Below are 24,758 nucleotides of genomic sequence, written 5' to 3' on the forward strand. Positions count from 1 at the left end.
GAAGGGGGCCATCATGCACCTCACGCCAGCAAGTCCGCAGGACACGAGTAGGTACCTAAGAGAGGGTTCGCTCTAACCCGAATCGCCACTCACGAGGACCGCCAGGCGAGGAACGTCTCCAGCGTCGTCAGCCGGTGCTCCCGCACGGCCAGTTCGATCTCCCCGGCAGGCGCCCTCCTGTCGAACAGGTCGAGGATCTTCCGGTGCTCCCGCACGGATTCGTGCGCGCGTCCGGGGACGAAGCTGAACGTCGACGTGCGCAGTCCGGCCAGCCGGTTCCAGCCGCGGTTGACCAGGTCGAGCACCTGGGGGTTGGGGCAGGTGCCGAACAGGACGCGGTGGAAGTCGCGGTTGAGCGCGGTGAACCGCGACGGCTCGAAATTGTCCAGGCAGGCGGTCAGTTCCGCGTTGAGTCCCTTGGCCTCTTCGAGTGCCGCGCCGGGCAGGGACGGCGCCGCCAACGCCGCTGCGTAGCCCTCGACCAGGGCGAGCGTCTGCATGGTGTGCTGGTAGTCGCTCTCGTCGGCCATCGCGACCTGCGCGCCGATGTTGTGCTCGTAGGTCACCAGCCCTTCGGCCTCCAGCCGCCGGACCGCTTCGCGCACGGGCACCGTGCTGATGCCGAGTTCCTGCGCGATCTGCCCGAACACGAGGCGGTAGCCGGGGGAGAAGGTGCCGTCGTCGATCCGCGCCTTGAGCCAGTGGTAGGCGATCTGCGACTTGCTCTTCGCGGTCCCGTTCACCGCGTCGCCCGCGGTCACGAGTAGTGCAGCCAGACGGATTTGGTCTCGGTGTACGCGTCGATCGCCCACGGGCCCATCTCGCGGCCCCACCCCGACGCCTTGTAGCCGCCCCACGGCGCGGCCATGTCGGGGATCGGCGGCATGTTGACGAAGACGGCGCCCGCCCGGATGCCGTTGGCGAACCGGTGCGCGACACCGAGGTCGCGGGTCCACACGGTCGCCGCGAGGCCGTACTCGGTGTCGTTCGCCCGCGCCAGCAGTTCGTCCGGATCGTCGTAGGCGGTGACGGCGAGGACCGGGCCGAAGATCTCCTCGCGCATGATCGTCATGTCGTCGGCGACGCCGGCGAACAGCGTCGGCGAGTAGAAGTAGCCGTCGCGATCGACGACCTTGCCGCCGGTCACCAGGTCCGCGCCCTGCTCGCGGCCGGTCGAGACGAGGAAGTCCACGTGCTCGCGGTGCTTCGCCGAGACCAGCGGCCCGAGCTGGGTGGACTCGTCCAGGCCGGGCCCGAGCTTGAGGCCTTCGAGCCCGGCGGCCAGTTTCGCGACGAACTCCTGTTCGCGCTTCCGGTCCACGAAGAACCGGGTGTACGCCGCACAGACCTGTCCGCTGTTCAGCGTCGCGCCCGCGAGGTTGCCCGCGACGGCGGCGTCGATGTCGGCGTCCGAGGCGATGATGCTGGGTGCCTTGCCGCCGAGTTCGAGAGTGAGCCGTTTCAGGTTCGACTCCGCACTGGCCGCCGTGATCAGCTTCCCGACCGCGGTCGACCCGGTGTAGGACAGGTGGTCGACGTCGTGGTGCCCGCTCAGCAGCGCGCCCACCGCGCCGTCGCCGGTGACCAGGTTGACCACACCCGGCGGGAACCCGGCCTCGTGCACCAGTTCCACCAGCCGGATGCTGGTCAGCGGCGTGACCTCGCTGGGCTTGATCACCACGGTGTTGCCGGTGGCCAGTGCGGGCGCGAGTTTCCACACCAGGATCATCAGCGGGAAGTTCCATGGCGTGATCAGCGCGTTCACCCCGACCGGCTCGCGGCGGGTGTAGTGCAGCGTGTCCGGGAAGGACACCGGGTTGGTGGTGCCCTGGATCTTGGTCACCCAGCCCGCGAAGTACCGCAGATGCTCGGCCGCGCCGGTGACGCTGACCTGGCGGGAGATGCCGATCGGCTGCCCTTGGTCGCGCGTCTCGAGCGCGGCCAGTTCCTCGTGGTGCTCGTCGACCAGCGCCGCCAGTTTGAACAGCAGCGCGGCCCGCTGGACCGGGAGCAGCCCCGCCCACGCGGGGTCGCTCAGTGCCTTCCGAGCGGCACCGACGGCGGCGTCGACGTCGGCGGCCGACGCGGTGCCGACCTCCTCGATCACCTGGCCGGTGGCCGGATCGTACGTCGGCAGGGATCCGCCTCCGGCGGCGGTCCACCCTCCGTCGATGAACAGGCTTGTGGCCATGGCTAGCTCCTCCTCGACCTTGATGTGATCGAGTATCGGGCGCCACGGGCGTCCCGGTCTTGCCCGCCAGGGCACGCCGATTGTCGGCCAGCGAACCGAATCCGCCGGACGGCGTCCCGGCTTGCGAGGGTGGGGGACATGGACGTCATCGTGGTGGGAGCGGGTTCGGCGGGTTCGGTGGTCGCCAGGAGACTGGCCGACTCCGGGGCGTGGGTCACCCTGCTCGAAGCGGGCGGCCCGGACACCAACCCGGCCATCCACGATCCTTCACGCGCGGGCGAGCTGTGGCACGGCCCGGAGGACTGGGACTACTACACCGTGCCGCAGCCGCACGCGGCGAACCGCCGGCTCCACCTGCCGCGCGGCAAGGTGCTCGGTGGGTCGCATTCGCTCAACGCGATGATCTGGGTGCGGGGCGCGCCCGCCGACTACGACGGCTGGGACCTGCCCGGCTGGCGGTGGGACGACGTGCGCCCGGTGTTCGAGCGGATCGAGAAGGACCTGCTCGACGTCGTGCCGAACGAGCCGCTCCACCCGATCCAGCAGTCCATTGTGGATGCCGCCGTGCAGATCGGCCTGCCGTTCAACCCCGACTACAACGGCGACGAACTCGACGGCGTGTCGGTGCAGCGTGTCACCACGCGCGACGGGAAACGACTCAACACCTGGCTCGCCTACGGGCTGCCCGCCGCCGGCCGGATGACCGTCCACACGGGAGCGCTCGTGCATCGGTTGCTGTTCGAGGGCGGCAAGGTGACCGGGGTCCTGGCCGAGGTCGACGGCGAACTGCGCAAGGTCTTCGCCGACGAGGTCGTGCTCGCCGCGGGCGCGCTGGCCTCACCGGCGATCCTGTTGCGCAGCGGCGTCGGCCCGGCGGACGAACTGGCCGCCCACGGTATCGACGTCGTCGCGGATCTGCCGGGTGTCGGGAAGAACCTGCACGACCACCTGCTCTCTCCGGTCATCTTCGCGACCGACCGCCGTCAGGTCGAGCCGCCCGCGCCCGGCCGCTCGGTGACCCAGACCCACCTGTTCTGGCGCAGCCGTCCCGGTCTCGCCGTACCCGACACCCAGCCGATCCATTTCAGCGTGCCGATGTACGAATCGTGGATGACCGGCCCGGAGACCGGGTTCTCGCTGATGGCGGGCATGGTCACGCCGCGCAGCCGGGGCAGCCTGCGGCTCTCGGGGCCGAGCCCGCTCGACGAACCGCTCATCGACCTCGCCGCACTGGAAGACCCGGCCGACTTCGAGAGCCTGGTCGCGTCGGTGGAGCAGTGCCGGGTGATCGGCCGGGCGCCCGCGCTGGCCGACGACTGGGGCGCCCGCGAGCTGTATCCAGGGCCGGGCACCGATGTCCGTGACTACGTCCGCCGGACCGCCATCACCTATCACCACCAGGTCGGGACCTGCCGGATGGGAACCGACGAGGACTCGGTGGTCGACCCGGAACTCGCCGTGCACGGGCTCGAAGGACTCCGGGTCGCCGACGCGTCGGTGCTGCCGCGGGTGACCACGGGCAACACCAACGCGCCGGCGGTGCTGGTCGGCGAGCAGGCCGCCAGGTTCATGCTCGGCCGATAGTGCGGCGCAGCCAGGAGGCCCGGGCGGCGAGCGCGGCCCGGGTCACCTCGCTGTCCGGCGCGATCCGGTCGAAACCGTGGTACGCGCCCGCCCAGACGTGCAGTTCGGTGGGCACGCCAGCGCGCCAGAGGCGCCGCGCGTAATCGACGTCCTCGTCGCGGAAGATCTCGGCCGCGCCGACCTCGATGAACGCGGGCGGAAGCCCGGTGAGATCCTCCGCGGTGGCTGGGACCGCGTAGGGCGAGGCCTGTCCATTCAGGAGCGATCGCCAGCCGAACTCGTTGGCTTCCCGCCCCCAGACACCGCGTCGGGCGAATTCCATTGTGGACGCGGAATCGTTGCGGCTGTCGATCATCGGGCAGAGCAGCAGCTGACCGGCCAAGGCCGGGCCACCGCGATCCCTGGCCAGCAAAGCGATTCCCGCGCTGAGTCCGCCACCCGCACTGCCGCCCCCGACGATCAGCTTCGCCGGATCGAAACCGAGTTCACCGGCGTTCCCGGCCATCCAGGCCAATCCCGCGTAGCAATCTTCGAGCGGTGCCGGATGCGGATGTTCGGGGGCCAGCCGGTAGTCCACGGTCACCGCGACGAAGCCGAACTCCTCGACGAGCGCGACCATCCTGGGCAGGTCGGCGAACCGGTTGTCCAGCACCATTCCGCCACCGTGGATGTTGTAGAACCCCGGCGCGCCCCGTTCGAGCCGCCGGGGTTTGAGCACGGTGACGACGACCTCGGTACCGGGCACGGCGCGGTCTTCCCAGACGAGGTCCCGATCGCCGACCGCCTCGGCGCACGTCGGATTCCCGTCGGCCAGCGCCTCGCGGACACTCGCCAGCGACTCGGCACTGAGCGGCGGTCCGGACGGCAGGCCTTCGAGGGCCGCGGCGAGTTCGGGATCGAACGCCGTCACGGTCCCTCCGGATCGACGGCGCCCCGGTCCGCCCAGTACGGCTCGACGAGTTCGCGCAGCTTCTCCGCGCCCACCCGCTCGACGAGGTCGACCGCGCCGAGATTGTCCTTGAGCTGCTCGGTACTGGTCGCGCCGAAGAGCGTGGTCGTGTTGGCCGGATGGGTGAGGGTGAAGGCCAGGCACAGCTGCGCCGCCGTCGCACCGAGTTCGGTCGCGAGCTTCGCGAGTTCCGGGGCGGAAGCGGCGATGCGCTCGCGGATGTCGCCGGGGTCGCGGCCGACCTGGCGCGCACCGCTGTTCTTGCCCAGCAGGATCCCGCCCTCGAAGATGTCCGAGGACTGCAGTGTCACCCCTAGCTCGCCGAATACCTTCCCGAACGGCTCACCGTCCGGAATGGACCGTCGCGCGACGCTGTACTTCAGTTGCGCGATGGCCGGTCCGGGCACGTTCTCCGCCGCCGCGAAGTCATACAGGGCCCGGATGGTGGTGGCGGACCAGTTGTTCACGCCCCACTGCCGGATGAGTCCGGCCCGGCGGAGTTCGTCCAGGTCCAGGACCAGCTGGTGCAGGTCGGTGTCGTCACGACGGAGATCGCCCAGCACCACCAGATCGGCGTGCTCGACGCCCGCGCGGAACAAGGCGTTGTCCAGCTGGTCACGGAGGCTCTGCTCCGGGTAGCCCTCCAGCCAGAGCTTGGCCGAGAGCAGGTAGTCGTCCCGGTCGAGCCCGGCCGCGCGGACCATCGCGGAGAACAGCACGTCGGTGAAAACCGGTGTGCTGCCGGGGAAACCGTAGACGCCGACGTCGAAGAGCGTGATCCCGGAATCGACCGCGGTGCGGACGAGGTGCACCGCCTCACGGAAGTCCATCCGGTCGTAGGTGTGCCAGGAACCGAGCGAGAGCACGCCGGTGAGCGGGCCGTCCCGGCCGATGCGGCGTTGGGGGATCGACATGAGGTCTCCTAAGGAAGACGGGGATCGATGACGGCTTTGAGTTCGCCGAGCCGCGACATCGACTCGACGCACTTCGAAGCCTCGGAAAGCCCGACGGGTGCGCTGAACAGTTCGTCCCAGGGCATCCGGCCGGCGAAGGTGCGGAAGAACTCCACCGAACGGTGGTAGTCGGCGATGTCGCCGTTGAGGGATCCGACGACCGTGAGTTCCTTGCCCATCACGGTGCCCAGCGCCACGGGGGAGGGCACGGGACCGGTGGAACCGACGATCGCGATCGTGCCGCGCTGCGCGGCGAAGGCCACCGCTTCCTCGCCGATGGTGAGGCCGCCCGCGAAGTCGAAGACGTGGTCCGCGCCGCGGCCGCCGGTGAGTTGCTTGACCCGTTCGATGCGGTCTTCGGCGCTGCCCTCGACCGGGATCGTCGCTGTCGCACCGAAACGCTCGGCGGTCTTGAGCCGGTCGGTGGGTCCGCCGATGGTGATCACGTCGCCCGCGCCGCAGATCCGCGCGACGGCGGTGGCGAACACGCCGAGCGCGCCGGCGCCCTGGACCACGACCGTCGCACCGGGACGGATCCCGCCGGAGCGCGCGACCGCCCGCAGAACGGTTTTGCCCGCGCAGCCCGACATCGAGGCCCAGGTGTCCTTGAGGTCGTCCGGCAGCAGCAGCTTGGCCGCGCCAGGGGTCACATAGCAGTACCGCACGAGACCGCCGGTGGCGTAAGGAAAGACGTCGGAGCGCTGGAGGAACCCGTAGCCGCGGTTCTCGCAGGCGACGGGTTCACGCAAGATCGTGCAGCCGTAACACTTTCCGCAGATGGACTCGGACCAGCCGATGCGGTCACCTTCGGCGATCTCGCGGCCGAGGGTGTCGGTGGTACCCGGCCCGACGGCCACCACCTCACCGACCATTTCGTGCCCCAGCACCATCGGAAGCATGCCGGGGAAGGTCATCTGCCCCGACCAGAGATGGACGTCGGTGCCGCACAGGGTGGTGCAGGTGATCCGGACCAGCGCGGCGCCCGGTTCCGGTTCCTCCGGCAGCGGCAGTTCCCGCAGGGTGAGCGCGGACCCGTGTTCGGTGAGCACCGCCGCTTCGGTTCTGTTGACCATCTTTTTAGTCTACAGTCGTAGGAGAAAAAGTCCAGATCCTGGAGGAAACCATGCCGTCGCACCGTATTCGCCCCGCCTCGCTCGTGGTCCGCGGCGGTCCGATCCTCACCTTCGACCCGGCGGACACCGTCGTGCGGGCGATGGCGGTGCGCGACGGCCGGATCGTCGCCGTCGGCGATGTCGCGTTGGATCACATCGGCCCGGAAACCGAAGTGATCGACCTGGCGGGCAGAACCGTTTTGCCCGGTATCAACGATTCCCACCTCCACGCGACCTGGCTCGGCGCCCGATGGCCCGACACGCTCATCGGCGCTGCGGGATTCTCCGGAGGCGAGGTGAAAACGGTGCGCACCGCACGCGAACGGCGGGCCGCCATCCTGCGCGCGGGCGAGCTGTGCGCGTCACTCGGCATCACCAGCTACACCGAGCCAGGTCTGGGGCCGGGGGAGACGGGCTGTTTCGGCGCCGAGGTGCTGGAGGAATACGCCGCGCTGGCCGCGGAAGGTCTGCTGCGAGCGAGGGTGACCGCGCTGCGGCTGTTCGGCCTGCTCGACGGCGCCAGTTCCCTCGCGGATTTCGAGCGTGGACTCGCGACGCCGATCCCGGCGGCGGATCCGTCGTGGCTCACCGTGCCCGGGGTGAAGATCTTTGCCGACGGTATCCCGCCGATGCGGTCCGCGTGGACGAATCATTGCTACGCCGACGGTTCACACGGTTCGCTGCTCGTCGACGGTGACGACGACCCGGATCGCGCGGGCAACCTCGCCGCGATGATCAGGCTCGCCCACGACGCCGGAATGGTGGTCGCGGTGCACGCCACGGGGGACCGCGGTATCGAAGCAGCCCTCGCGTCGCTGCGCCGAGGCGATCATCTCGTCCACGGCGACCTGGTGACCACGGAGCAGCTGGCGTGGATGGCCGCGGCGGGGATCGGCCTGACCACTCAGCCCGCGATCGCGGTGGCGACGCGGGGAATGCTTTCGGACGCGCTGGGCGGCGAGGTCGGTGCCCGAGCTTGGCCGCTGGCGGAGATGCTGGCTTCGGGTGTCCCGCTGACCTTGAGCAGTGACGCGCCGGTGGTCACCCCGGACTGGCGGGTGCACATCGCGGCGGCGGCCCGGCTGCTGGAAGTGTCCGAAGTGGACGCCGCGCTGATGGCCAGGCTGCTGCGCTGCTACACGGTCGCGGCCGCCGAACAGGACGGGGCGGCGTCGTGGAAGGGGTCTCTGACCATGGGCCGCGTCGCCGACTTCTGCGTGCTGGCGGCGAATCCGCTCGAAGTCGCGTTCGCGGACCTGCCGGACGTCGATGTCGAACTCACCGTGTCCGGCGGCCGCGTCGTGTACTCAGGTGAGCAGCTGCCCGCCGTCGACCTGCAGGCTCACCCCGGTGAGATGGCCGGCGTCGGCGGAGGCGAGGAACAGGACTGACGGCACCACGTCGGCGACGGAAGCGATGGTCCCCAAGGGAATCCTCGCTTCCCACGCCGCGCGGGCCGCGGTGTCGGAAGCGAAACCGGCGGTCATCGGGGTGAGCACCGGACCGGGCGCGACGGCGTTGACCCGGATGCCGTGCGGCGCGAGTTCGAGCGCGGCCGAACGCGTCAGCGCCTCGACCGCGGCCTTGGTGGCTTCGTAGTGGCCGAGCCCCGGAGTCGGCTGCCGGGCGCCGATGGAGGTGATGTTGACGATCGCGCCACGGGTACCCGCTTCGAGCATATGAGCGCCGACCGCCCTGGTCATCAGGAAGGTGCCGCGGAAGTTCACCCGCATGCACAGATCGAAGACGCCGATGTCCAGTCCCACCAAGGGGCCGCCGCCTCCCGCGAGACCGGCGTTGTTGACCAGGACCTCCACCGGGCCGAACCGGCCCGTGACGAGCGTCAGCGCGGCCTCGACCGAGCCGGGGTCGGAGATGTCGAGCTCGACGTGCTCCGCGCCGAGTTCGCCCGCCAGATCGTGGGCCGCGCGCGCGTCGACGTCGGCGATGACCACCCGGTCGCCCGCGGACTGGAACGCTTCGGCGACGCCGCGGCCGATACCGCTGGCGCCGCCGGTCACCATGACAAGTCTCTTGTTCATTCTACGATCGTAGACTAAAACTGGTTTCCGTTGCCAGCGAAAGGAAATCTCGTGCACGAGAAACAGAATGGACTGGGGTTCGCCACTTCGGCGCTCGGCCTCGGCTCGTGGAACACCTGGGATCGCATGGACTTCGATGACGCGGTGCACTTGATCCGGCACGCGATCGACGCCCGCGTCACCCTGTTCGACGTGGCCCACTACAACATGGGGCCGCATTCCGAACAGTCACGCACGGACGTCCTTTTCGGCGAGGCCGTCCGAGCCGCCGGAGTCACGCGCGACGAGTATCAGCTGTGCGGGAAACTCTGGCTCTGGAACTACCCGGACACCGGTTTCGCCGAGCAGCTCGCGACCTCCTTCGACCGGATCGGCGTCGATCGCGCGGAAGCGGTCGTCGTCGGCGACTATTTCGAACGGCCGGACATCCCGCGGATCGTCACCGAGGTGGCCGAGCAGATCCGGCTCGGGCGGTTCGACGTGTGGGGCGTGAACAACTGGCATGCTTCGGATCTCGGCCGGGCACTGGACTTCGCTTCTGCCGAGGGGCTTCCTGCGCCGAGTTTCGCCCAGCTGAAGTACAGCGTCGCCCGCCGGTCCATGGCCGAAGGTCCCTTTTACGGCGCGCATTTCGCGGCAGGGAGGTTGACCTTGCAGGCGTCGGACGTGTTCGAGGGCGGCGTGCTGCTCGGCAAGACCCCGGCGCGGAAGATCGGCGCGGATCCCGGCGGTATCCGGGAGTCGATCCGTGACGCCACCTCACGCGTCGCTGCCGTGGCCGGGGAGTTCGGGGTGAGTTCTTCGCAGTTGGCTGTGGCGTTCTGCCTCGCCTATGAGCCGGTGGCGAACGTGTTGTTCGGGGTGAGCCGCCTTGCGCAATTAGAGGACAACTTGGGCGCGGTACGGCTGGCCTCCGAATACGGCGCGGAGGTTCGGGCGGCTCTGGAGGATCTCTGGCTGGATCGTGCTGTCGCGGCCGATGGAACCCTCTGACCGTCCTCGGGTGCGCTATGAAAGGACCTTTCCTTGCAAAATTTGCAAGGAAAGGTCCTTTCATAGCGCGCGCCGGGGCGAAATCTCAGCCGAGGAACTCCAGCACGGCCGCCTTGAACTCCGGGCTCCGCAGAGCCCCGCCGTGATCCCCGGGCACCCGCACGAGATCCGCCCCCGGCACCAGTTCCACGAGCGTCTCGATGCCCTGGCTCACCGGATCCTCCGCACCCGCCACGAACCGCGTCGGCACCGTGACAGCGCCCGAAACCGGGGCGAACGGCTCAGCGCGCAGATCCTCGATACACCGGGCGAGCGCGGCCGGATTACGCCCCGGCGCGGTGATCATGTGCGCGATCATGCCCGTCAGCGGATCCGACGGCGCCTTGCCGCCCTCGGCGAACGCCAGCGCGGCCGCGACGTCGACCGCGCCGAACGGCTCGGACGGGCTCACCCCGGCCAGCACGAGCCGCCGGACCGGGGCCCTCGCGGGCAGTTCCCAGGACAGCCGCGCGCCGAGCGAATACCCGACGACGTCCACTTCGGACAGATCCGAAACGAGCCGCGTCAGTTCCGTGATGATCGCGGCGGCGCCCAGTGAACCCGGGAAAGCGGGGCTGGAGCCGTGAGCGGGCAGATCGGGCACGAGCACCTCGCGGCCCGCGGCGGTGAGCGCGGCGGGCCACCCCGTGGTGATCCAGTCGGTGTGCCCGTCGGAGGCGAAGCCGTGCACCAGCAGCACGGGTGGACCTGAAGAGGTCGAAGGGGTGAAGCGGCGCACGGCCAGGGAAGTAGTGGCGGACACAGGGATCCTTTCTCAACTGCCGGAGGGGCGGCGGGTGCGCAGGCGCTGCAGTTCGCTCAACGTCCGCGCGCGGGCGTCGACGGCGATCCGCAGCGACGAGCCGATGAGGTTCAGCAGGAACACGCACGCCATGATCGCCACGCCGGGCGCGATCACCAGCCACGGCGCCTGGACCAGATACGACCGGCCCTCGGCGATCATGTTGCCCCAGGTCGGGGTCGGGGGTGCGATGCCGAGACCGAGGAAGCTCATCGCGCCGTCGACCAGCATCGCCGCCGCGGACAGGATCACCACCTGCACGAGAGCCAGCGGCAGCACGTTCGGGAACACGTGCACGACGAGGATCTTCCCCTTGCTCATCCCGGAGACCCGCGCCGCGCCGATATAGGCCCGGCCGGCGATACCGAGCACCCGGCTACGGATGACGCGGGCGGTGAACGGCGTGAAGATGACCGTCAGCGCGATCAGTTCGGTCCAGATGCTCGCACCGAGCGAGATCGCCAGCGCCATCGCGAGGATGATCGCGGGGAACGACATCCACGCGTCCATCAGCCGCATCAGCACCGCGTCCGCCGCCCGGAAGAACCCGCTGATCAGCCCGATCACCAGACCGGTGAAGGCCGCGCACACGGTGATCAACGCGGACAACCCGAGCGACGCCCTCCCGCCGGAGACCAGCCTGGCGAGTACGTCGCGGCCGAACGAGTCCGTGCCGAGGGGATGCGCGGCCGACGGCGGCAACAGCCGGTTGACCGGGTCGGTCGCGCTGACACTAGGGAGGAAGAGCGGCAGCACGAGCACGACCAGGACGATCAGTGCCAGTAGCGCGGCGGTGATGACCAGCATCCGGTTACGCCGGAACAGCCTGGACACGCGACCGGCCGACGGCGCTTCCCGCACCGACGGTGTCGTTTCGGCCAGAACCACGCTCACGAGACACGCACCTTCGGGTCGAGCAGAGCGTACGACAGGTCCACCAGCAGGTTGACCAGTACGAACAGCACCGCGACGAACAGGGTCACACCCTGGATCAACGGGAAGTCGCGAGTGGACACCGCGCCCATCAGCAGATGACCGAGCCCGGGTACGACGAAGATCGACTCGATGATCACGATCCCGCCGACCAGCATGGCGAAGTTGCTCCCCAGCTGGGTGATCAGCGGCATCAGCGCGTTCGGCAGGACGTGTCCGGTCATCACCTGCCGCTCCGAGAGCCCCTTGACCCGTGCGGTGCGCAGATACGCCAGCGGCAGCTCGCCGAGCAGGCTTTCACGCAGGGTGAGCACGAACAACGCGGTCTGCCCGATGACCAGCACGGTCAACGGCAGCACCAGCGCGGGCACCGCCGTCGCCGGATCGGTGAACAGGTTCTCGTAGCCGCTGGACGGGAACCAGCGCAGCGTCACCGAGAACACCAGCACGAGCATCAGCGAGATCCAGAAGTCCGGCATCGCCATGCCCAGCGCGGAGAACCGGTCCAGTGCCCGCGCCACCGGATTGCGTGGCGCGACCGCCTGCCAGGAGGTGATCGCGACCGAGAGGAAGAAGCTGATCACGGTGGACAGCACGGCCAGCGTCAGCGTCGGCAGGATGTGGTCGGCGACCACGCCGAGCACCGGCGCGTGGTAGGTGATCGACGTGCCGAAATCGCCGCGCAGCACGTTCCCGGCCCAGCCGAGGTACTGCTCCCACAGCGTCCCGTTCAGCCCCATGCTCTCCCGCAGCGCGTCCACATCGGACGGACGCGCGGTCGGGCCGAGGATGGCCTGCGCCGGATCACCGGGGATGAGCCGGATGACGAAGAACATCATCGTCCCGACGATCACCAGGATGATCAGCAGATCGCGCAGCCTGCGCAGCAGCAGACCGGTCATGACGCCAGCCAAGCGTTCCAGAAGACGCGGTAGAAGTCGCCGTAGCCCTTGAGCTTGGGGGAGTAGGCCGCGTACAGCTTGGACTGGCTCAGCGTGATGACGGACAGCTGCTTCCAGGTGAACGCCTGCATCTTGTCCACCACCGTCTTGGCCTGCTCGGGTGTCGTCGACGCGTTGTAGTCGGCCATGAGCGCGTCCAGCTCGGGTGAGGACGATCCGTTCAGCGTGCCCAGGGTGAGCGCGGGCATCTGCGCGGGCGAGGTCAGCGCCGAATCGAAGAACAGGGTGGTGATGTCCCAGCCGCCCGGCTCCTTGGTCAGGGTGCCGAGCATGGTGGCGAAGTCGAAGGTGTCGATCTTGGTGTTGATGCCGATCTTCGACAGGCCGTCCTGGATGAGCACGGCCCATTTGCCGAACTCGGGATAGGAATTGGTGGTCACGATGCGGATGGTCGCGCCGGCCGGGATCCCGGCCTCGGCGAGCAGTTGCTTGGCCTTCACCGGATCGTGCTTCTTGTAGACGTCCTCGCCCGCGGTGGAATAGAACTGCTTGTTGTCCGGGGAGGCGAAGGCGCCGGTCTCGAGGGTGAGGTCCTTGCTGCCCCCGGTGGCCGCGTTGATCGCGGGCTTGTCCAGCAGCAGGTTCAGCGCCTCGCGGGCGCGCGGATCGGCGAACTTCGAACCGGTGTTGAAGTTCGGGATGACGACGTTCTCGTTGCCGCCGGGGAGATTGTGCACCACGACGGCCGGGTTGGCGCGCAATGTCTCGTACTGGTCGTTGGTGGGCATGATGTGGTCCCACTGCCCGGTCTGCAGGCCGTTGATCAGCGCGTCCTGATCGGAGACCACCTTGTAGGTCACGGTGTCGAGATACGCGTGCTTGGCACCCGCCTGCCCGCCCCAGTCCTCTTCGGACCGGGACTTGTAACCGGAGTACCGCTCCAGCACCAGTTCGCGGCCGATGTCCCAGCTCTTGAGCTTGTACGGCCCGGTCCCGACGGCCTTGTCCTGGCCGAACCCGGTCGGCGGGACACCGGTGAGGTTCTTCGCCTCGTAGATCTCGGTGCCCGCCCCGGCGAGTTCGTTGATCAGCGGATAGCGCGGCTGTTTGAGCTTGACGGTCACCGTCGCCGGATCGGCCGGGGTGATCGCCTCGATGTCCGGGGTGACCAGCTGGCCGGTGCGGTGGACCTGCTGCCAGCGCTTCAGGCTCGCCACGACGTCCTCGGAGGTCAGCGGGTTGCCGTCGTGGAAGGTGACGCCCTGGCGCAGCTTGAAGGTGTAGGTGAGCCTGTCCGGGCTGGTGGTGTAGTCCTCGACCAGCATCGGCCGGGCGGTGAAACCGCGGTCCACTTCGAACAGTTTCTCGTACATCATGTTGCCGATATGCGCGGTCACCTGGCCGGGGTTCGCGACCATGTCGAGGGACTGCGGATCCGTCGGCACGGCGACGTCGAGGTTGCCACCGCGGACCGGTGGCCCGTCGGCGGCGCCCCCGCCCGCTTGCCCTCCCATACAGGAGCTGAGCAGCAGGACGGTCGCCACGCCGAGCGCGGCCGGGGTGAGGGTTCGTCTCATGGGTTCCGCACTCCAGGGTGGGGGTGGACGGGCAGTTCGGGGTTCGCCGCGAGCAGGCGGCGGGTGTACTCGTGCCGGGGGTGGAGCCGGATCCGGTCCGGGTCGCCGATTTCGATCAGCTCGCCCCGGTACATCACGCCGACGCGGTCGGCGACCGAGAGCACCAGGCTGAGGTTGTGCGTGATGAACAGGAAGCTGAGCGCGCGGGTGCGCCGCAGGTCGAGCAGCAGGTTCATCACCTGGCCCTGCACCGAGACGTCGAGCGCGGAGGTGGGCTCGTCGGCGACGATGAGGTCGGGTTCGGCGGCGATGGCGCGGGCGATCGAGACGCGCTGGCGTTGTCCGCCGGACAGTTGCGACGGCAGTTTCTTCGCGGTGCCGGACGGGAGACCGACCTCGTCGATCAGTTCGGTGACCCGGCGATCCAGTTCGCCGCCGCGGAGACCGGTCAGCTCGCGCAGCGGTTCGGCGATGATCCGGGCGGCGGTGTGCCGGGGATCGAGCGAGCTTTGCGGGTCCTGGAAGATGAGTTGCGCGCGGCGGCGGAACGCGCGTTCGTCGCCGTCGAGACCGGACGGGGTGCACCGGTGCTCGCCGAAGGTGATGCTGCCCCCGGTGGGCGGTTCGAGCGCGCTCACCAGACGGCCCAGCGTGGTCTTGCCCGAACCGGATTCCCCGACCAGGCCGAAGAACTCACCGGGCGCGATCTCCAGTGAGACGTCCTTGACCGCGTGCACCTCGGGTTCGCGGTTCAGTGAGAACCGGCCGCGCCGTCCGTACACTTTGGACACCGAGTCGATGACGAGCGCGGTGCCTTCGCCTTCGTCGTCCCGGGTGGTACGGCTCAGCGTCCTGGTTTCGGTCGCGACCGCCGATTCACCGTTCATCGCGGCTTCGAGCAGTGCTTCGGAGATGGTGGGGAAGCCGTCGCGTCTGCTCACCCCGAGTTTCGGCACGCAGTCGAGCAACGCCTTGGTGTAGGGATGCTTCGGCTTGTACAGAATGTCCTCTTTGGACCCGAGCTCGACCAGTTCGCCGCGGTACATCACCGCGATCCGGTCGGCCACCTGCGCGGCGACGCCCATGTCGTGGGTGATGAAGACACACGCGGTGCCGTGGTCGCGGCGGACGCGATCGAACAGGGTGAGGATCTCGGCCTGCGTGGTCACGTCCAAGGCGGTGGTCGGCTCGTCGGCGATCAGCAGACCGGGATCGGCCATCAGGGCGAGCGCGATCATCACCCGCTGCTGCATCCCGCCCGACATCTGGTGCGGGTACAGCGAAAGCACCCGGTCGGTGTCGGTGAGGCCGACCTCTTTCAGCAGTCCCCGTGCCTTCGCCTCCGCCTCGCGGTGCAGCGCCGTTCCCTTGCGGGCGGCCTGACGCGGCAGGGAGCCGGGCTTCCGGTAGGCCTCGATCAGCTGTTTGCCGACCCGCTGACTCGGGTTGAGGGAATCCAAGGCCTCCTGGAAGATCATGCCGATCCGCGGGCCGCGGTAGGCGCGCATCTCGTCGGCGGAAAGCCGCGTGACGTCCACGCCGTCGACGGCGATCTCACCGCGGGTGAACGCCGGCGCGACGAACTCCAGCAACCGGATGATCGACAAGGCCGTCACCGTTTTACCGCTGCCGGATTCGCCGACCACGCAGAGTGTCCGGCCTTGGTCGAGGTCGAACGAGAGTTCGCGGACAAGTTCGCGTTCGGTCTCGTCGGCGATCACGCCGACGGTCAGTTTCCGTAATTCGAGCAGGGTCATGAATCCCCTTTCCCGAGCCCGCCCGAAGCGGACCGCACTGCCGGGGAGCGGGCCTCCGGCGGGGGTAGTTCTACGCATGTTGACACTGGGGGAGTTGGCTGTCAATGGGTATATTCTACGAATGTAGGAAGTTGATATCCGACCGGTTTTCCCTGGCAGTGGGCGAAAACTCGCACTGGATTCTTTTGTCTACGCCTGTAGACTCTCGGCGGAAACGAGCTAAGGAGGGCACCCGTGAGCGGGTCGACCAAGACTGCCGGTCCCGAGCGGATCGTGGACATCGCCGTGGGCTACATGGCGGCCAAGCAACTCTTCGCGGCGAGCCGGATCGGCCTGTTCACCGCGCTGGCCGACGGGCCGCTGACGGTGGCGGAACTGGCGGGGAAGACCGGCAAGCCGGCGAAGATCGTCCGAATCCTCGGTGACGCCATGTCATCGCTCGGACTGTTGTCCCGTGTGGACGGACGGTACGCACTGACCGCCGACACGGCGGAGTACCTCGGCGGCGGAGACCTCGACCTGGCCCCGTTCCTGACGTTCCTGGACTCGATCAGTTACCCGCATTGGCTGCACTTCGGCCACACCGCCGACAGTGGCGAGCCCGGGAAACTGGAGATGGACGACGCGCGCTGGGGCACGTTCATGGCGGGCGTCATGACGTATAACGCCCTGCACGCCAAGATGCTGGCCGACGCGTTCGATTTCGGCCCGCACCGGAAGCTTCTGGACCTCGGCGGGCTCTCCAGCGCGTTCGCGGTCGAAGCCATGAAGACCAACGACGGTCTGCACACGACGTTCGTCTTCGACCCGGGCTTCACCGAATCGGTCACCACCGCGGTGGCCGAGGCGGGATTCGCGGACCGCGCCGCCGTCATCGGCGCGGAGACGCCTGCCGCACGGCCCGAAGGCGCGTTCGACCTGGTGATGGTCAACCACGTCGTCCACCGCTTCGACGCGGGCCAGAACGCCGAGATCCTGCGCAACGCCCGCGCGGCCGCTGCGCCGGGCGCGACGCTGCTGCTGCTCGACTTCTTCCTCGACGACGACGCGGTCCAGCGGCCGATCGACGCGCTGCACGCGGGGGAGTACCTGGTGATCGACGGGACGGTCGTCTACCCGGAGGCCGAGGTCCGGGACTGGCTGAGCGAGGCGGGCTGGCGGGTGACCGACCGGCTCACGCTGCCGGGCAGCCCGCGCGTGCTCGTCGCGGAAGCGGTGTGATCGTGACCCTCGATCCCGCCGTCAAGGAACTGCTCGCCCGCAGCGTCACGCCCGAAGCGCCGGCCACGCCGCCGACGGCCGCGGAATTGCGAGCCGCTTTCGCCGCCTCGTGGCGACGTCCCGAAACGGTCGAAGAGGTCGCCTCGGTCACCGACCACGTCCTGCCCTCCGGTGTGCGCGTGCGGATCTATCTGCCCGACGTCGCCTCACCGGTGCCGGCTTTCGTGTGGATCCACGGTGGCGGATGGACGATCGGCTCGATCGACGAGAACGAGGTCGCCTCGCGGGCGGTGTGCAACGCGGCGAAGGTCGCCGTCGTCGCGGTGGACTACCGGCTCGCGCCCGAACATCCGTTCCCGGCTGCGCCGGACGACTGCTACGCCGTCGTCGAATGGCTTGCCGCGGGCGGTGCGGGAGCGTCGGTGGACCCGCGCCGGATCGCGATCGGCGGGGAGAGCGCCGGTGGCAATCTGTCCACGGTGGTCTCGATGATGTCCCGCGACCGGGGTGGGCCGCCGTTGGCCGCGCAGGTGCTGATCTGCCCGGTCTACGGTCACCCGGACGACGGTTTCCGGTCCTATGCGGACTTCGCCGAGGGGTTCGGTATGACAGCCGGGGCGATGCGGTTCTTCTTCGATCAGTACGTGTCGGACCCGGCACAGCTGAACGACCCGTATCTGCTGCCGCTGCGGGCCTCCGATTTGACGAGGCTCCCGCCGGCGCTCGTGCTGACGGCCGAGTACGACGTCCTGCGAGACGAGGGCGAGGAGTTCGCGCGGCGGCTGGCCGATGCCGGGACGCGGGTGGAGATGACGCGGTACTCGGGCCAGATCCACGGCTTCTATGGCCTCTACACGGATCTTCCGGCCTCGCCGCGCTCCCACCGGCACGTGGCGAGCTTCCTGACCCGGGTCTTCACCCCCGCGCCCTGACTCCCGCATTTATTGAGGGGGAGTCAGGGGCGGGTCAGGCGCTCGAAGAAGGACTCAAGGTGCTGCCGCTGCAAGGCGATGGTCGAGAACTCCCCGGCGACCAGGCTCATCACGTTCGCCCCGGCGTTGATCAGCACGACCTCGTCGACCAGCTGCTCGTCGGGGGTCTCGGTGACGATGTCGCCGTCCTCGCGGCCCTCGGCGAGATACCGGTGCAGCAGCCCGCGCCACGAGCGGATGTGCTCGAGGTACTTGTCCTGCAGTTTCGGGTTGGTCAGCGAAAGCTGCCAGAAGGTGAGCAGGACGCGCCCCGCGGCGATGCGGTCCTCGTCGATCGGCATCGACGAGACGCACAGCTCGCGGAGCGCGACCAGTCCGCGCAGCCCGTCCAGCTCGACGTATTCGCGCATCATGCCGAGCGCGCGCTCGTAGGTGGCCTGGATGATGTCTTCCTTGCTCGGGAAGTACAGCTTCAGCGCCCCGTTGGCGAAGCCGGCGGCGGCCGCGATCTCGCGCATGGTGGCGGCCTCGATCCCGCCCTGGGTGATCAGTTCCCAGGTGACGTCGACGATATGACTTCGCCGCTCGTCGTGGTCGATGATCTTCGGCATCGGCAGACCTCCCGCACTGGTTCTTCTACCAGTGTAGGAGATCAGTCCCGCTGATACACGCGGTGCCCGGCGAACCACGTTTGCGTCACGTTCGTCTTGACGAGCGACGACGGGTCGGTCTGGAACGGATCCCGGTCCACTACGACGAAATCCGCCGACTTTCCGGGGACCAGCGAACCGGTGACGTCGTCGACGCCCATCGCGCGGGCGGCGGAGAGGGTGAAGACCTCGATCGCCTCGGCCAGGGTGATCGCCTGCTCCGGCCACAGCGCGCCGGGGAACGTGCCGGTCGGGTCCTGCCGGGTGACGAGGCCGTGGATGCCTTCCCACGCGTTCGGCGACTCGCTGACCGGCCAGTCCGAACCGCCCGCGACCAGTGCGCCCTCGTCCAGCAGCGACCGGTTCGGCTGCATCCGCCCCGCCCGCTCGCCGGGCAGGACCTCCGCGATGGCCGCCGGGATGACGCCGGGGACCCACAGGAACGGCGAGATGTCCGCGGCGACGCCCAGTGCGGCGAAGCGCGGGAGGTCGTCCGGGTGCACGAACTGGCCGTGCGCGACCTGGAAGCGCGCTTCGGTGAAGCCTTCGGCCCGTACCTTTTCGACTGCGTCCAGGGTCGCGCGCACCGACGCGTCGCCGGTGCAGTGGACCTTGGCCGAAAGCCCGGCCTCGGCCGCGGTGCGCAGCCAGCCCACGAGTTCGTCGCCGGGCATGGTGGTGGCCCCGTGATGACAGGCGCCGTGCACGTCGTCCGGCAGGTACGGCTCCAGGAAGGCGGCCGTGCGCGTCGGCGGGACACCGTCGAGGAAGATCTTCACGAAGTCCGGCCGGTGGTGCTCGCTCCGGTATTGCTTGGCGGCCTCCAGCAGAGGCGCTCCGATCGGGTCGAAGCCGAAGATCGGGTCGTTGATCAGCAGCGACGACACGACCCACGCGTGCAGTTCGCCCGCGTCGTCGAGGGACTTCAGTGCCCGCAGGATGTCCGAGGAGACTCCGGCGTCCTGGAAGGCGGTGACCCCGTACGAGTGCAGCGTGCCGATCCCGTGCCGCGACGCCGCCGCGTGCTGCTCTTCGGTGAGCGTCCGTGTCTCGCTGAGCGCTCGCTCAACCGCGACTCCGGCGGCTTCGAGCAGGACACCGGCAGGTTCACCGGTCGACGGTTCGCGGACGATCTCCCCACCCGCCGGATCGGGTGTCGCGGTGGTGATGCCCGCCAGCTCCAAGGCCCGGCTGCTCACCCAGCGGTTGTGCCTGCTGTCGTCCGAGAGCATGACCGGACGGCCGCCCGCCGCCTCGTCGAGCGCGTGCCTGGCGGAAGACCGCGACAGGGTACTGACCAAAGTGGACGCCCAGGCCCCGCCGACCACCCATTCGCCGGGCCCCAGTCCCGCGGCACGCGAGCGGACCGCCGCGAGAATGTCCTCGAAGCCCGCGTCCACGCCGAAGTTCAGCTCGAACAGTGCCGAGCGGCCGGCGAGGGCGTGGTGGTTGTGCACGTCGACCAGTCCTGGCATCACGAACGCGCCTTCGAGATCGACGATCTCGGTGGTCGGCCCGCGTTCGATGTCCTCCAGCGACAGCACGCGGCCGTCCTTGATCGCCAGTGACGACGCCCAGGGCCGGACACCGTCCACTGTGTACACCGTGGCGTTGGTGAGGATGAGGTCGGCGGTCAAGGCTCAGCTCCCGGCCGGGTCGTACGCCTCGGGGTGCACGGTGGTGCTCAGGAGCTTGCCGTGCGCGCCGAAGGTGAAGTGGGTCGGGGTGGTCCCGGAGGCGTCCAGTCCGAAAAGGACACCGTGCGAGCGCAGTCGCTTCGCGTCGCGGTGGTCCGCGACGGTCACCGACGCGCACGGGATCACCTTCTCCCGCCAGGCGAAGACGTAGATGCCAGGCCGCAGTTCGTAGACCGAGTTCTCGTCGGTGTCCGCGAGCCCCTTTTCCGGTCCGGCAAGGCATTGCCAGGTGTACCAGTGCGGGCTGAGGTACACGTGCTCGTAGGCGTGCGCGGTGCTGTACACCCACAGCACCCGGCGGCCGACCAGCGAGGTCGTGGGTGCGAGCGACTCGCCGCTGGGCTCGATACCGCCGATGGTGGCGGCCAGGAAGGTCTGCGTGACCCGGGGCGAGGTGTCGCCGATCTTGCTCAGCACCAGGAGCGCGCGGCCGCGGCGCACGTCGAGCAGCAGGGTGACCGCCTCTTCCCGCCGCGCCTGCGGGTGGAACTGGACGTAATACAGGTCGTCGTCGACCAGGAAGGTCTCACAGCGGTCGGTGCCGGACCCGTGATAGGTCCAGTCGATCCGGGTGCCGGAGAAGGCCGCGGTGAACGTGGTGCCATCCTCGCAGGCGAGCTCGAAGGTGCGGCCGTGCAGATCGCCGACCGTGGGCGCCTTGTTCGCGTCGAAACCTGGCGCCAGGCCGTCCAGCGGCAGCCAGGTGGAGGTGTCGGACAGGGTGAGTTCAGGCATCAAGAGGGTCCTAGTGCTCGTGGGCGGAACAGTGCTCGTCGGTGGCGCCGGAAGGCAGGTCCAGTGCCGGGTTGCGGTCCAGGAAGCCGTAGGGACGCAAGGTGAAACCCGAGTAGTCGACCGGCATGACCGGCCAGTCCTCGGGACGCGGGATGTGGGTGGGGCCGAAGACGTGCCACAGCACGAGGTCGGTGTCGGTGAGGTCCCGGTCGGCGGCGGTCCAGGCAGGCAGGCCCGCCCCGCCGGGGTGCGCGTTCGGCCGGTCGCCCGCCGGGAAGCGTTCGCCGGCGCGGTACGGCGTGGCCCACAGGTGCCGGGTGGCGAACGTCGCTCGCTTGTGGACACTCGATTCCGGTTGTGCCATCAGGGTCGCGGACGGCCGGGGTACCAGCTGGTACGCCGTCGGGGCGCCGAGCCGGTTGGTCCGCTCGGCGCTGCGGATCTCCCAGACCCGCGCCTTGGCCGGATCCGCGTGCCGCCGCGCCTCCAATTCGCTCCGCAGCGGGGTTTCCTTCCAGGTGAAGGCGTTCCCGTACGGGTTCCGGTCGCCGGTCGGGACGCCCTCGACGTCGATCTCGACGAGCGAGTTGCGTTCGCCGTCGATCGCCACGTCCAGCCGCGCGCAGAACAGGTGCTGGTGCACCGGCGCGAACAGACCGGGCGCGATCTCGTTGGCGTGCGGGTGTTTCGTCCCGGAGTGCGCGGCGCCGGCGAAGACGATGCCGGTGGCCTTCGCCTCCAGTTCCACGGTGCCGTCGAGGTAGAAGTACCAGAAGAAGCCGTAGTCGTAGTTGCCGATGGTGGAGATCGACGAGATCACCAGCCGCCGCGAGCGGCGGACCTCGGCGCGGCCGTCGAGATCGGTGTGCTTCCAGAGGATCCCGTAGTCCTCCTCGTGCAGGCAGATCGCGCGGGGGATCTCGACCGGGTGGCCGTGGTCGTCGGCGACGAAGGCGGGGAAGTAGTGGATGACGCCGAGGCAGTCGCAGCCCAGCCGCAGATCGTTGCCGTTCTTGCCGAGCAGGTACTCACCCGCGTCGAAGTAGCTGATCCAGAACCGGCCGGGCGCGGTGTCGCCGTAGGGCACGACCATTTCCGGCACCGAAGCCCGGTAGAGCACCGAGCGCTCCTGAAACGAGATCTGGTGCAGCGTCAGGCCTTCGCGGGCGTTGAAACCGACACGCAGCCGCCAGCCCTCCCAGGTGACCTCGTTGCCGTCGACGGTGAAGCTCGGGCCCTCGGGCTGGGTGATCTCGATGGGCTTGAGCGTGGTACGGGGCGGGACGCCGTCGTAGCGGCCGTGTTCCGGCGGAACGGGCACGTCGCCCTCGTCTTCGACCCGCAGCACCCGCTGCTCGGTCAGATCGATGTGCACGATCAGGCCCTCGACCGGATGCGCCCACGGGCTGTCGGCTTCGTCGTCGCGCAGGAAGGTCAGCGAGCGGATGACCCGTCCGGTCTCGTCGGGCCTGCCGAAGAAACCCGGCGCCAGTGGAGCGCAGAACGCTTGCCCGACCCGGTCACCGAGTCCGCGCCGCCGCATCGCGGCCTGCCATTCGGGCGACGCTTTGGTGATCGACGCGGCGAGGTCGTACTCCTCGAACAGGTACGCGGGCTGGCCGTCGCCGCAGGGTTCGTCGGCGACGATCTCGCGTTTCGCCAGCGAAACGACCACGTCGCGCGCCAGGCCGGTCGCGGTGTCCAGCAGTGTGTACTGGACGCGGCGGTCGGGCGCGGCGTCGGCTTTGTCCGGCTCCACCGGCAGTACCGCCGGGAACCTCGTGGTCTCGGTGAGCAGGCCCTCGCCGGCCAGGATCGCGCGGCCTGCGGTGAGCTCGTCGGCGGTCAGCGGGTCCAAAGGATGCGGCCTGGTCATACTTCGCAGTCTTGCCGGTCCACCGGCGCGAGGAAAGGGCGCGACGCCGTCATGCGGCCGCCGACAAGAAGGATGCACTGATGGCCAACCCCCGCGAACGGGCCGGACCGGAGGATGGCGCCATGCGACTGGATCTCGCGGGCAAGGCCGTGCTGGTGACCGGCGCGGCGTCCGGCATCGGCCTCGCCTGCGTCCAGGCTTTCCTCGCCGAAGGCGCGCGGGTCGGCGCACTGGACCGGGCACCCGTGCCCATCCTCGCCGACGGTCTGCTGGCGGTCCACGCCGACGTCACCGACGAGCCTTCGGTGGCCGGCGCGGTCGGCGCGGTCGCCGAGCGGTTCGGCGGCCTCGACGTCGTCGTCGGCTGCGCCGGGATCTCCGGTCCGGTGGGGACCCCGGTCACCGAAACGTCGGCGGCCGACTTCGCCGAGCTCATGGCGGTCAACGTCACCGGCCAGTTCCTGCTGGTCAAACACGCCGCGCCGTGGCTCACCGCGGCACGAGGCTCGGTCGTCCTGCTGGCCAGCGACTCGGCCTTCACCAGCGCGCCCGGCATGGTGCCCTATTGCGCGTCGAAGGGCGCCGTGGTCGCGATGACCAGGGCGCTCTCGGTCGACCTTCCCGGTGTCCGGGTGAATTGCGTATGCCCGTCGGTGGTCGACACCCCGATGGCGCGCGGTGACCTCGGCGAGGTGCTCGACGATCCCGCGTTCCCGGTGCAGGCTCCTGAAGACGTCGCGGACCAGGTGCTCTATCTCGCGTCCGCGCGTTCGCGGACGGTCAACGGCCAGGCGGTGCTCGCCGACTTCGGTGTCTCGGCCCGCTCTGGTTTTCCCGCTTAGAAAGGACTTCGCAAGTGAAGAAGGTCATCGCGATCACAGGGGGCGGTACCGGCATCGGCGCGGCCGTCGCCCGCCGGTACGCCGACGAGGGCGCCCAGGTGGTGGTGCTCGGACGGCGCCGCGAGCCGCTGGAGAAGGTGGCCGCCGAGACGGGCGCGCACGTCATCACCTGTGACGCCAGCGCACGCGAAGCCGCCGAGAGCGCCGCGGCCGAGATCGTCGGCAAGTTCGGCAGGCTGGACGTCGTGGTGGCCAACGCGGGCGGGCACGGGCTGTCTTCGGTGGTCGACACCGGCGACGAGGAATGGGAACTGGCGCTGCGGTCGAATCTGTCCAGCGCCTTCGTGTTCTGCCGGGCCACACTGCCCTCGCTGATCGAAACCGGCGGTCAGGTGGTCGTCGTGTCGTCGCTGGCCGGGCTGTTCGCTGGGCCGAACGTCGCCGGCTACACCGTCGCCAAGCACGCGCTGATCGGCCTGACCCGCTCGATCGCCCGCGACTATGGGCCGAAGGGCGTCCGCGCGAACGCCGTCTGCCCGGGATGGGTGCGCACACCGATGGCGGACGGCGAGATGGACCAGTTCGCCGAGGCGGCGGGCTTCGACGGCGGTCACGACGAGGGCTACCGCCGGGTCACGGCCGAAGTCCCGTTGCGCCGTCCCGCCGAACCGGAGGAGATCGCGTCGATCGTGCGGTTCCTGGGGTCTTCGGAGTCGTCGTACATCACCGGCGCGGTGATCGTGGCCGACGGCGGCGCGCACGCCGTCGACCTGCCGACCCTGGCCTTCGAACGGGCGGGAATGGGTTCTTAGCTGCGCGGGCTGGTCGTGAGTGGCGATTCGGGTTCTAACCCGAATCGCCGCTCACGACGGGTGAGTCCGGTGACGGCCGGGCCGTGAAGGACTCCTTGAGGGACCCAGAGTCCCTCAAAGTTCCCCTCACCCGCCCCGGACGACCATCACGAGCCTCAG

Annotated in this window: 22 protein-coding genes; 7 read left to right on the forward strand and 15 right to left on the reverse strand. The window is 69.1% G+C overall.

The window, feature by feature from the left end; genetic code table 11:
- Window positions 1–89: 89 nt before the first annotated feature.
- Together ACZ5ZX_RS41125 and ACZ5ZX_RS41130 are read right to left on the reverse strand one after the other, a co-directional pair.
- The gene (locus tag ACZ5ZX_RS41125) at window positions 90–761 is read right to left on the reverse strand and encodes a GntR family transcriptional regulator (RefSeq protein WP_465507427.1); all 672 of its coding nucleotides are present in this window, start codon (window positions 759–761) and stop codon (window positions 90–92) included.
- Window positions 758–2,191 (reverse strand): aldehyde dehydrogenase family protein, encoded by a 1,434-nt coding sequence (locus ACZ5ZX_RS41130; RefSeq protein ID WP_465507428.1) that lies wholly within the window; start codon window positions 2,189–2,191, stop codon window positions 758–760. The genes ACZ5ZX_RS41125 and ACZ5ZX_RS41130 overlap by 4 nt, the downstream gene beginning before the upstream one ends.
- A 138-nt stretch (window positions 2,192–2,329) precedes the next feature.
- Here ACZ5ZX_RS41130 and ACZ5ZX_RS41135 point away from each other — a divergent pair, with 138 nt between their 5' ends.
- On the forward strand, window positions 2,330–3,775 hold the full coding sequence (locus ACZ5ZX_RS41135; RefSeq protein ID WP_465507429.1) for a GMC family oxidoreductase: 1,446 nt from the start codon (window positions 2,330–2,332) through the stop codon (window positions 3,773–3,775).
- Here the strand turns inward: ACZ5ZX_RS41135 and ACZ5ZX_RS41140 are convergent.
- Genes ACZ5ZX_RS41140 through ACZ5ZX_RS41150 form a run of 3 tightly spaced genes read right to left on the reverse strand, consistent with a single transcriptional unit; the run spans window position 3,759 to window position 6,750 of the window.
- Complete coding sequence (locus ACZ5ZX_RS41140; RefSeq protein ID WP_465507430.1) at window positions 3,759–4,685, reverse strand: alpha/beta hydrolase; 927 nt, start codon at window positions 4,683–4,685, stop codon at window positions 3,759–3,761. The genes ACZ5ZX_RS41135 and ACZ5ZX_RS41140 overlap by 17 nt on opposite strands.
- Complete coding sequence (locus ACZ5ZX_RS41145; protein ID WP_465507431.1) at window positions 4,682–5,638, reverse strand: aldo/keto reductase; 957 nt, start codon at window positions 5,636–5,638, stop codon at window positions 4,682–4,684. Before ACZ5ZX_RS41145 ends, ACZ5ZX_RS41140 begins: the two co-directional genes overlap by 4 nt.
- Window positions 5,639–5,646: 8 nt before the next feature.
- Window positions 5,647–6,750 (reverse strand): zinc-binding dehydrogenase, encoded by a 1,104-nt coding sequence (locus ACZ5ZX_RS41150; RefSeq protein ID WP_465507432.1) that lies wholly within the window; start codon window positions 6,748–6,750, stop codon window positions 5,647–5,649.
- A 50-nt stretch (window positions 6,751–6,800) separates the two neighbouring features.
- On the opposite strand from ACZ5ZX_RS41150, the gene ACZ5ZX_RS41155 reads away from it, so the two are divergent.
- The gene (locus ACZ5ZX_RS41155; RefSeq protein ID WP_465507433.1) at window positions 6,801–8,180 is read left to right on the forward strand and encodes an amidohydrolase; all 1,380 of its coding nucleotides are present in this window, start codon (window positions 6,801–6,803) and stop codon (window positions 8,178–8,180) included.
- On the opposite strand, the gene ACZ5ZX_RS41160 is transcribed toward ACZ5ZX_RS41155, so the two are convergent.
- Window positions 8,097–8,813, reverse strand: coding sequence for an SDR family NAD(P)-dependent oxidoreductase (locus ACZ5ZX_RS41160; protein WP_465507446.1), 717 nt, complete (start codon window positions 8,811–8,813; stop codon window positions 8,097–8,099). The two genes, ACZ5ZX_RS41155 and ACZ5ZX_RS41160, sit on opposite strands and share 84 nt — an antisense overlap.
- Window positions 8,814–8,882: 69 nt before the next feature.
- On the opposite strand from ACZ5ZX_RS41160, the gene ACZ5ZX_RS41165 reads away from it, so the two are divergent.
- Window positions 8,883–9,824, forward strand: coding sequence for an aldo/keto reductase (locus ACZ5ZX_RS41165; protein WP_465507434.1), 942 nt, complete (start codon window positions 8,883–8,885; stop codon window positions 9,822–9,824).
- Window positions 9,825–9,909: 85 nt separating this feature from the next.
- Here ACZ5ZX_RS41165 and ACZ5ZX_RS41170 read toward each other — a convergent pair whose 3' ends face one another.
- From ACZ5ZX_RS41170 to ACZ5ZX_RS41190, 5 genes are all read right to left on the reverse strand, one after another.
- Entirely contained in the window at window positions 9,910–10,563 is a 654-nt protein-coding gene (locus ACZ5ZX_RS41170) for an alpha/beta fold hydrolase (RefSeq protein ID WP_465507447.1), read from the reverse strand.
- A 75-nt stretch (window positions 10,564–10,638) separates the two neighbouring features.
- Window positions 10,639–11,559, reverse strand: coding sequence for an ABC transporter permease (locus tag ACZ5ZX_RS41175; protein WP_465507435.1), 921 nt, complete (start codon window positions 11,557–11,559; stop codon window positions 10,639–10,641).
- A complete protein-coding gene (locus tag ACZ5ZX_RS41180) occupies window positions 11,556–12,500 on the reverse strand; it encodes an ABC transporter permease (protein ID WP_465507436.1) in 945 nt (314 codons plus the stop codon). The genes ACZ5ZX_RS41175 and ACZ5ZX_RS41180 overlap by 4 nt, the downstream gene beginning before the upstream one ends.
- Window positions 12,497–14,077, reverse strand: coding sequence for an ABC transporter substrate-binding protein (locus tag ACZ5ZX_RS41185; protein ID WP_465507437.1), 1,581 nt, complete (start codon window positions 14,075–14,077; stop codon window positions 12,497–12,499). The genes ACZ5ZX_RS41180 and ACZ5ZX_RS41185 overlap by 4 nt, the downstream gene beginning before the upstream one ends.
- Entirely contained in the window at window positions 14,074–15,834 is a 1,761-nt protein-coding gene (locus tag ACZ5ZX_RS41190; RefSeq protein WP_465507438.1) for a dipeptide ABC transporter ATP-binding protein, read from the reverse strand. Before ACZ5ZX_RS41190 ends, ACZ5ZX_RS41185 begins: the two co-directional genes overlap by 4 nt.
- Before the next feature lie 234 nt (window positions 15,835–16,068).
- On the opposite strand from ACZ5ZX_RS41190, the gene ACZ5ZX_RS41195 reads away from it, so the two are divergent.
- Together ACZ5ZX_RS41195 and ACZ5ZX_RS41200 are read left to right on the forward strand one after the other, a co-directional pair.
- Window positions 16,069–17,055, forward strand: a complete 987-nt coding sequence (locus tag ACZ5ZX_RS41195) for a methyltransferase (protein ID WP_465507439.1) — start codon at window positions 16,069–16,071, stop codon at window positions 17,053–17,055.
- Entirely contained in the window at window positions 17,052–17,987 is a 936-nt protein-coding gene (locus ACZ5ZX_RS41200) for an alpha/beta hydrolase (protein ID WP_465507440.1), read from the forward strand. Before ACZ5ZX_RS41195 ends, ACZ5ZX_RS41200 begins: the two co-directional genes overlap by 4 nt.
- A 23-nt stretch (window positions 17,988–18,010) precedes the next feature.
- Here ACZ5ZX_RS41200 and ACZ5ZX_RS41205 read toward each other — a convergent pair whose 3' ends face one another.
- Genes ACZ5ZX_RS41205 through ACZ5ZX_RS41220 form a run of 4 tightly spaced genes read right to left on the reverse strand, consistent with a single transcriptional unit; the run spans window position 18,011 to window position 22,945 of the window.
- Window positions 18,011–18,598, reverse strand: a complete 588-nt coding sequence (locus ACZ5ZX_RS41205; protein ID WP_465507441.1) for a TetR/AcrR family transcriptional regulator — start codon at window positions 18,596–18,598, stop codon at window positions 18,011–18,013.
- Between the two features lie 41 nt (window positions 18,599–18,639).
- Window positions 18,640–20,274: an amidohydrolase gene (locus ACZ5ZX_RS41210; RefSeq protein WP_465507442.1), complete on the reverse strand. Its 1,635-nt coding sequence runs from the start codon at window positions 20,272–20,274 to the stop codon at window positions 18,640–18,642.
- Between the two features lie 3 nt (window positions 20,275–20,277).
- Entirely contained in the window at window positions 20,278–21,069 is a 792-nt protein-coding gene (locus tag ACZ5ZX_RS41215) for a molybdenum cofactor biosynthesis F family protein (protein WP_465507443.1), read from the reverse strand.
- A gap of 10 nt (window positions 21,070–21,079) precedes the next feature.
- Window positions 21,080–22,945: a primary-amine oxidase gene (locus ACZ5ZX_RS41220; RefSeq protein WP_465507444.1), complete on the reverse strand. Its 1,866-nt coding sequence runs from the start codon at window positions 22,943–22,945 to the stop codon at window positions 21,080–21,082.
- 122 nt (window positions 22,946–23,067) lie between these two features.
- On the opposite strand from ACZ5ZX_RS41220, the gene ACZ5ZX_RS41225 reads away from it, so the two are divergent.
- The gene (locus ACZ5ZX_RS41225) at window positions 23,068–23,787 is read left to right on the forward strand and encodes an SDR family NAD(P)-dependent oxidoreductase (RefSeq protein ID WP_465507448.1); all 720 of its coding nucleotides are present in this window, start codon (window positions 23,068–23,070) and stop codon (window positions 23,785–23,787) included.
- A gap of 14 nt (window positions 23,788–23,801) precedes the next feature.
- Window positions 23,802–24,599 carry an SDR family NAD(P)-dependent oxidoreductase gene (locus ACZ5ZX_RS41230; RefSeq protein ID WP_465507445.1) on the forward strand — a complete coding sequence of 266 codons (798 nt, stop codon included), beginning with the start codon at window positions 23,802–23,804 and terminating at the stop codon, window positions 24,597–24,599.
- Window positions 24,600–24,758 lie beyond the last annotated feature (159 nt).

This window comes from Amycolatopsis sp. NPDC033938 (assembly GCF_055575975.1).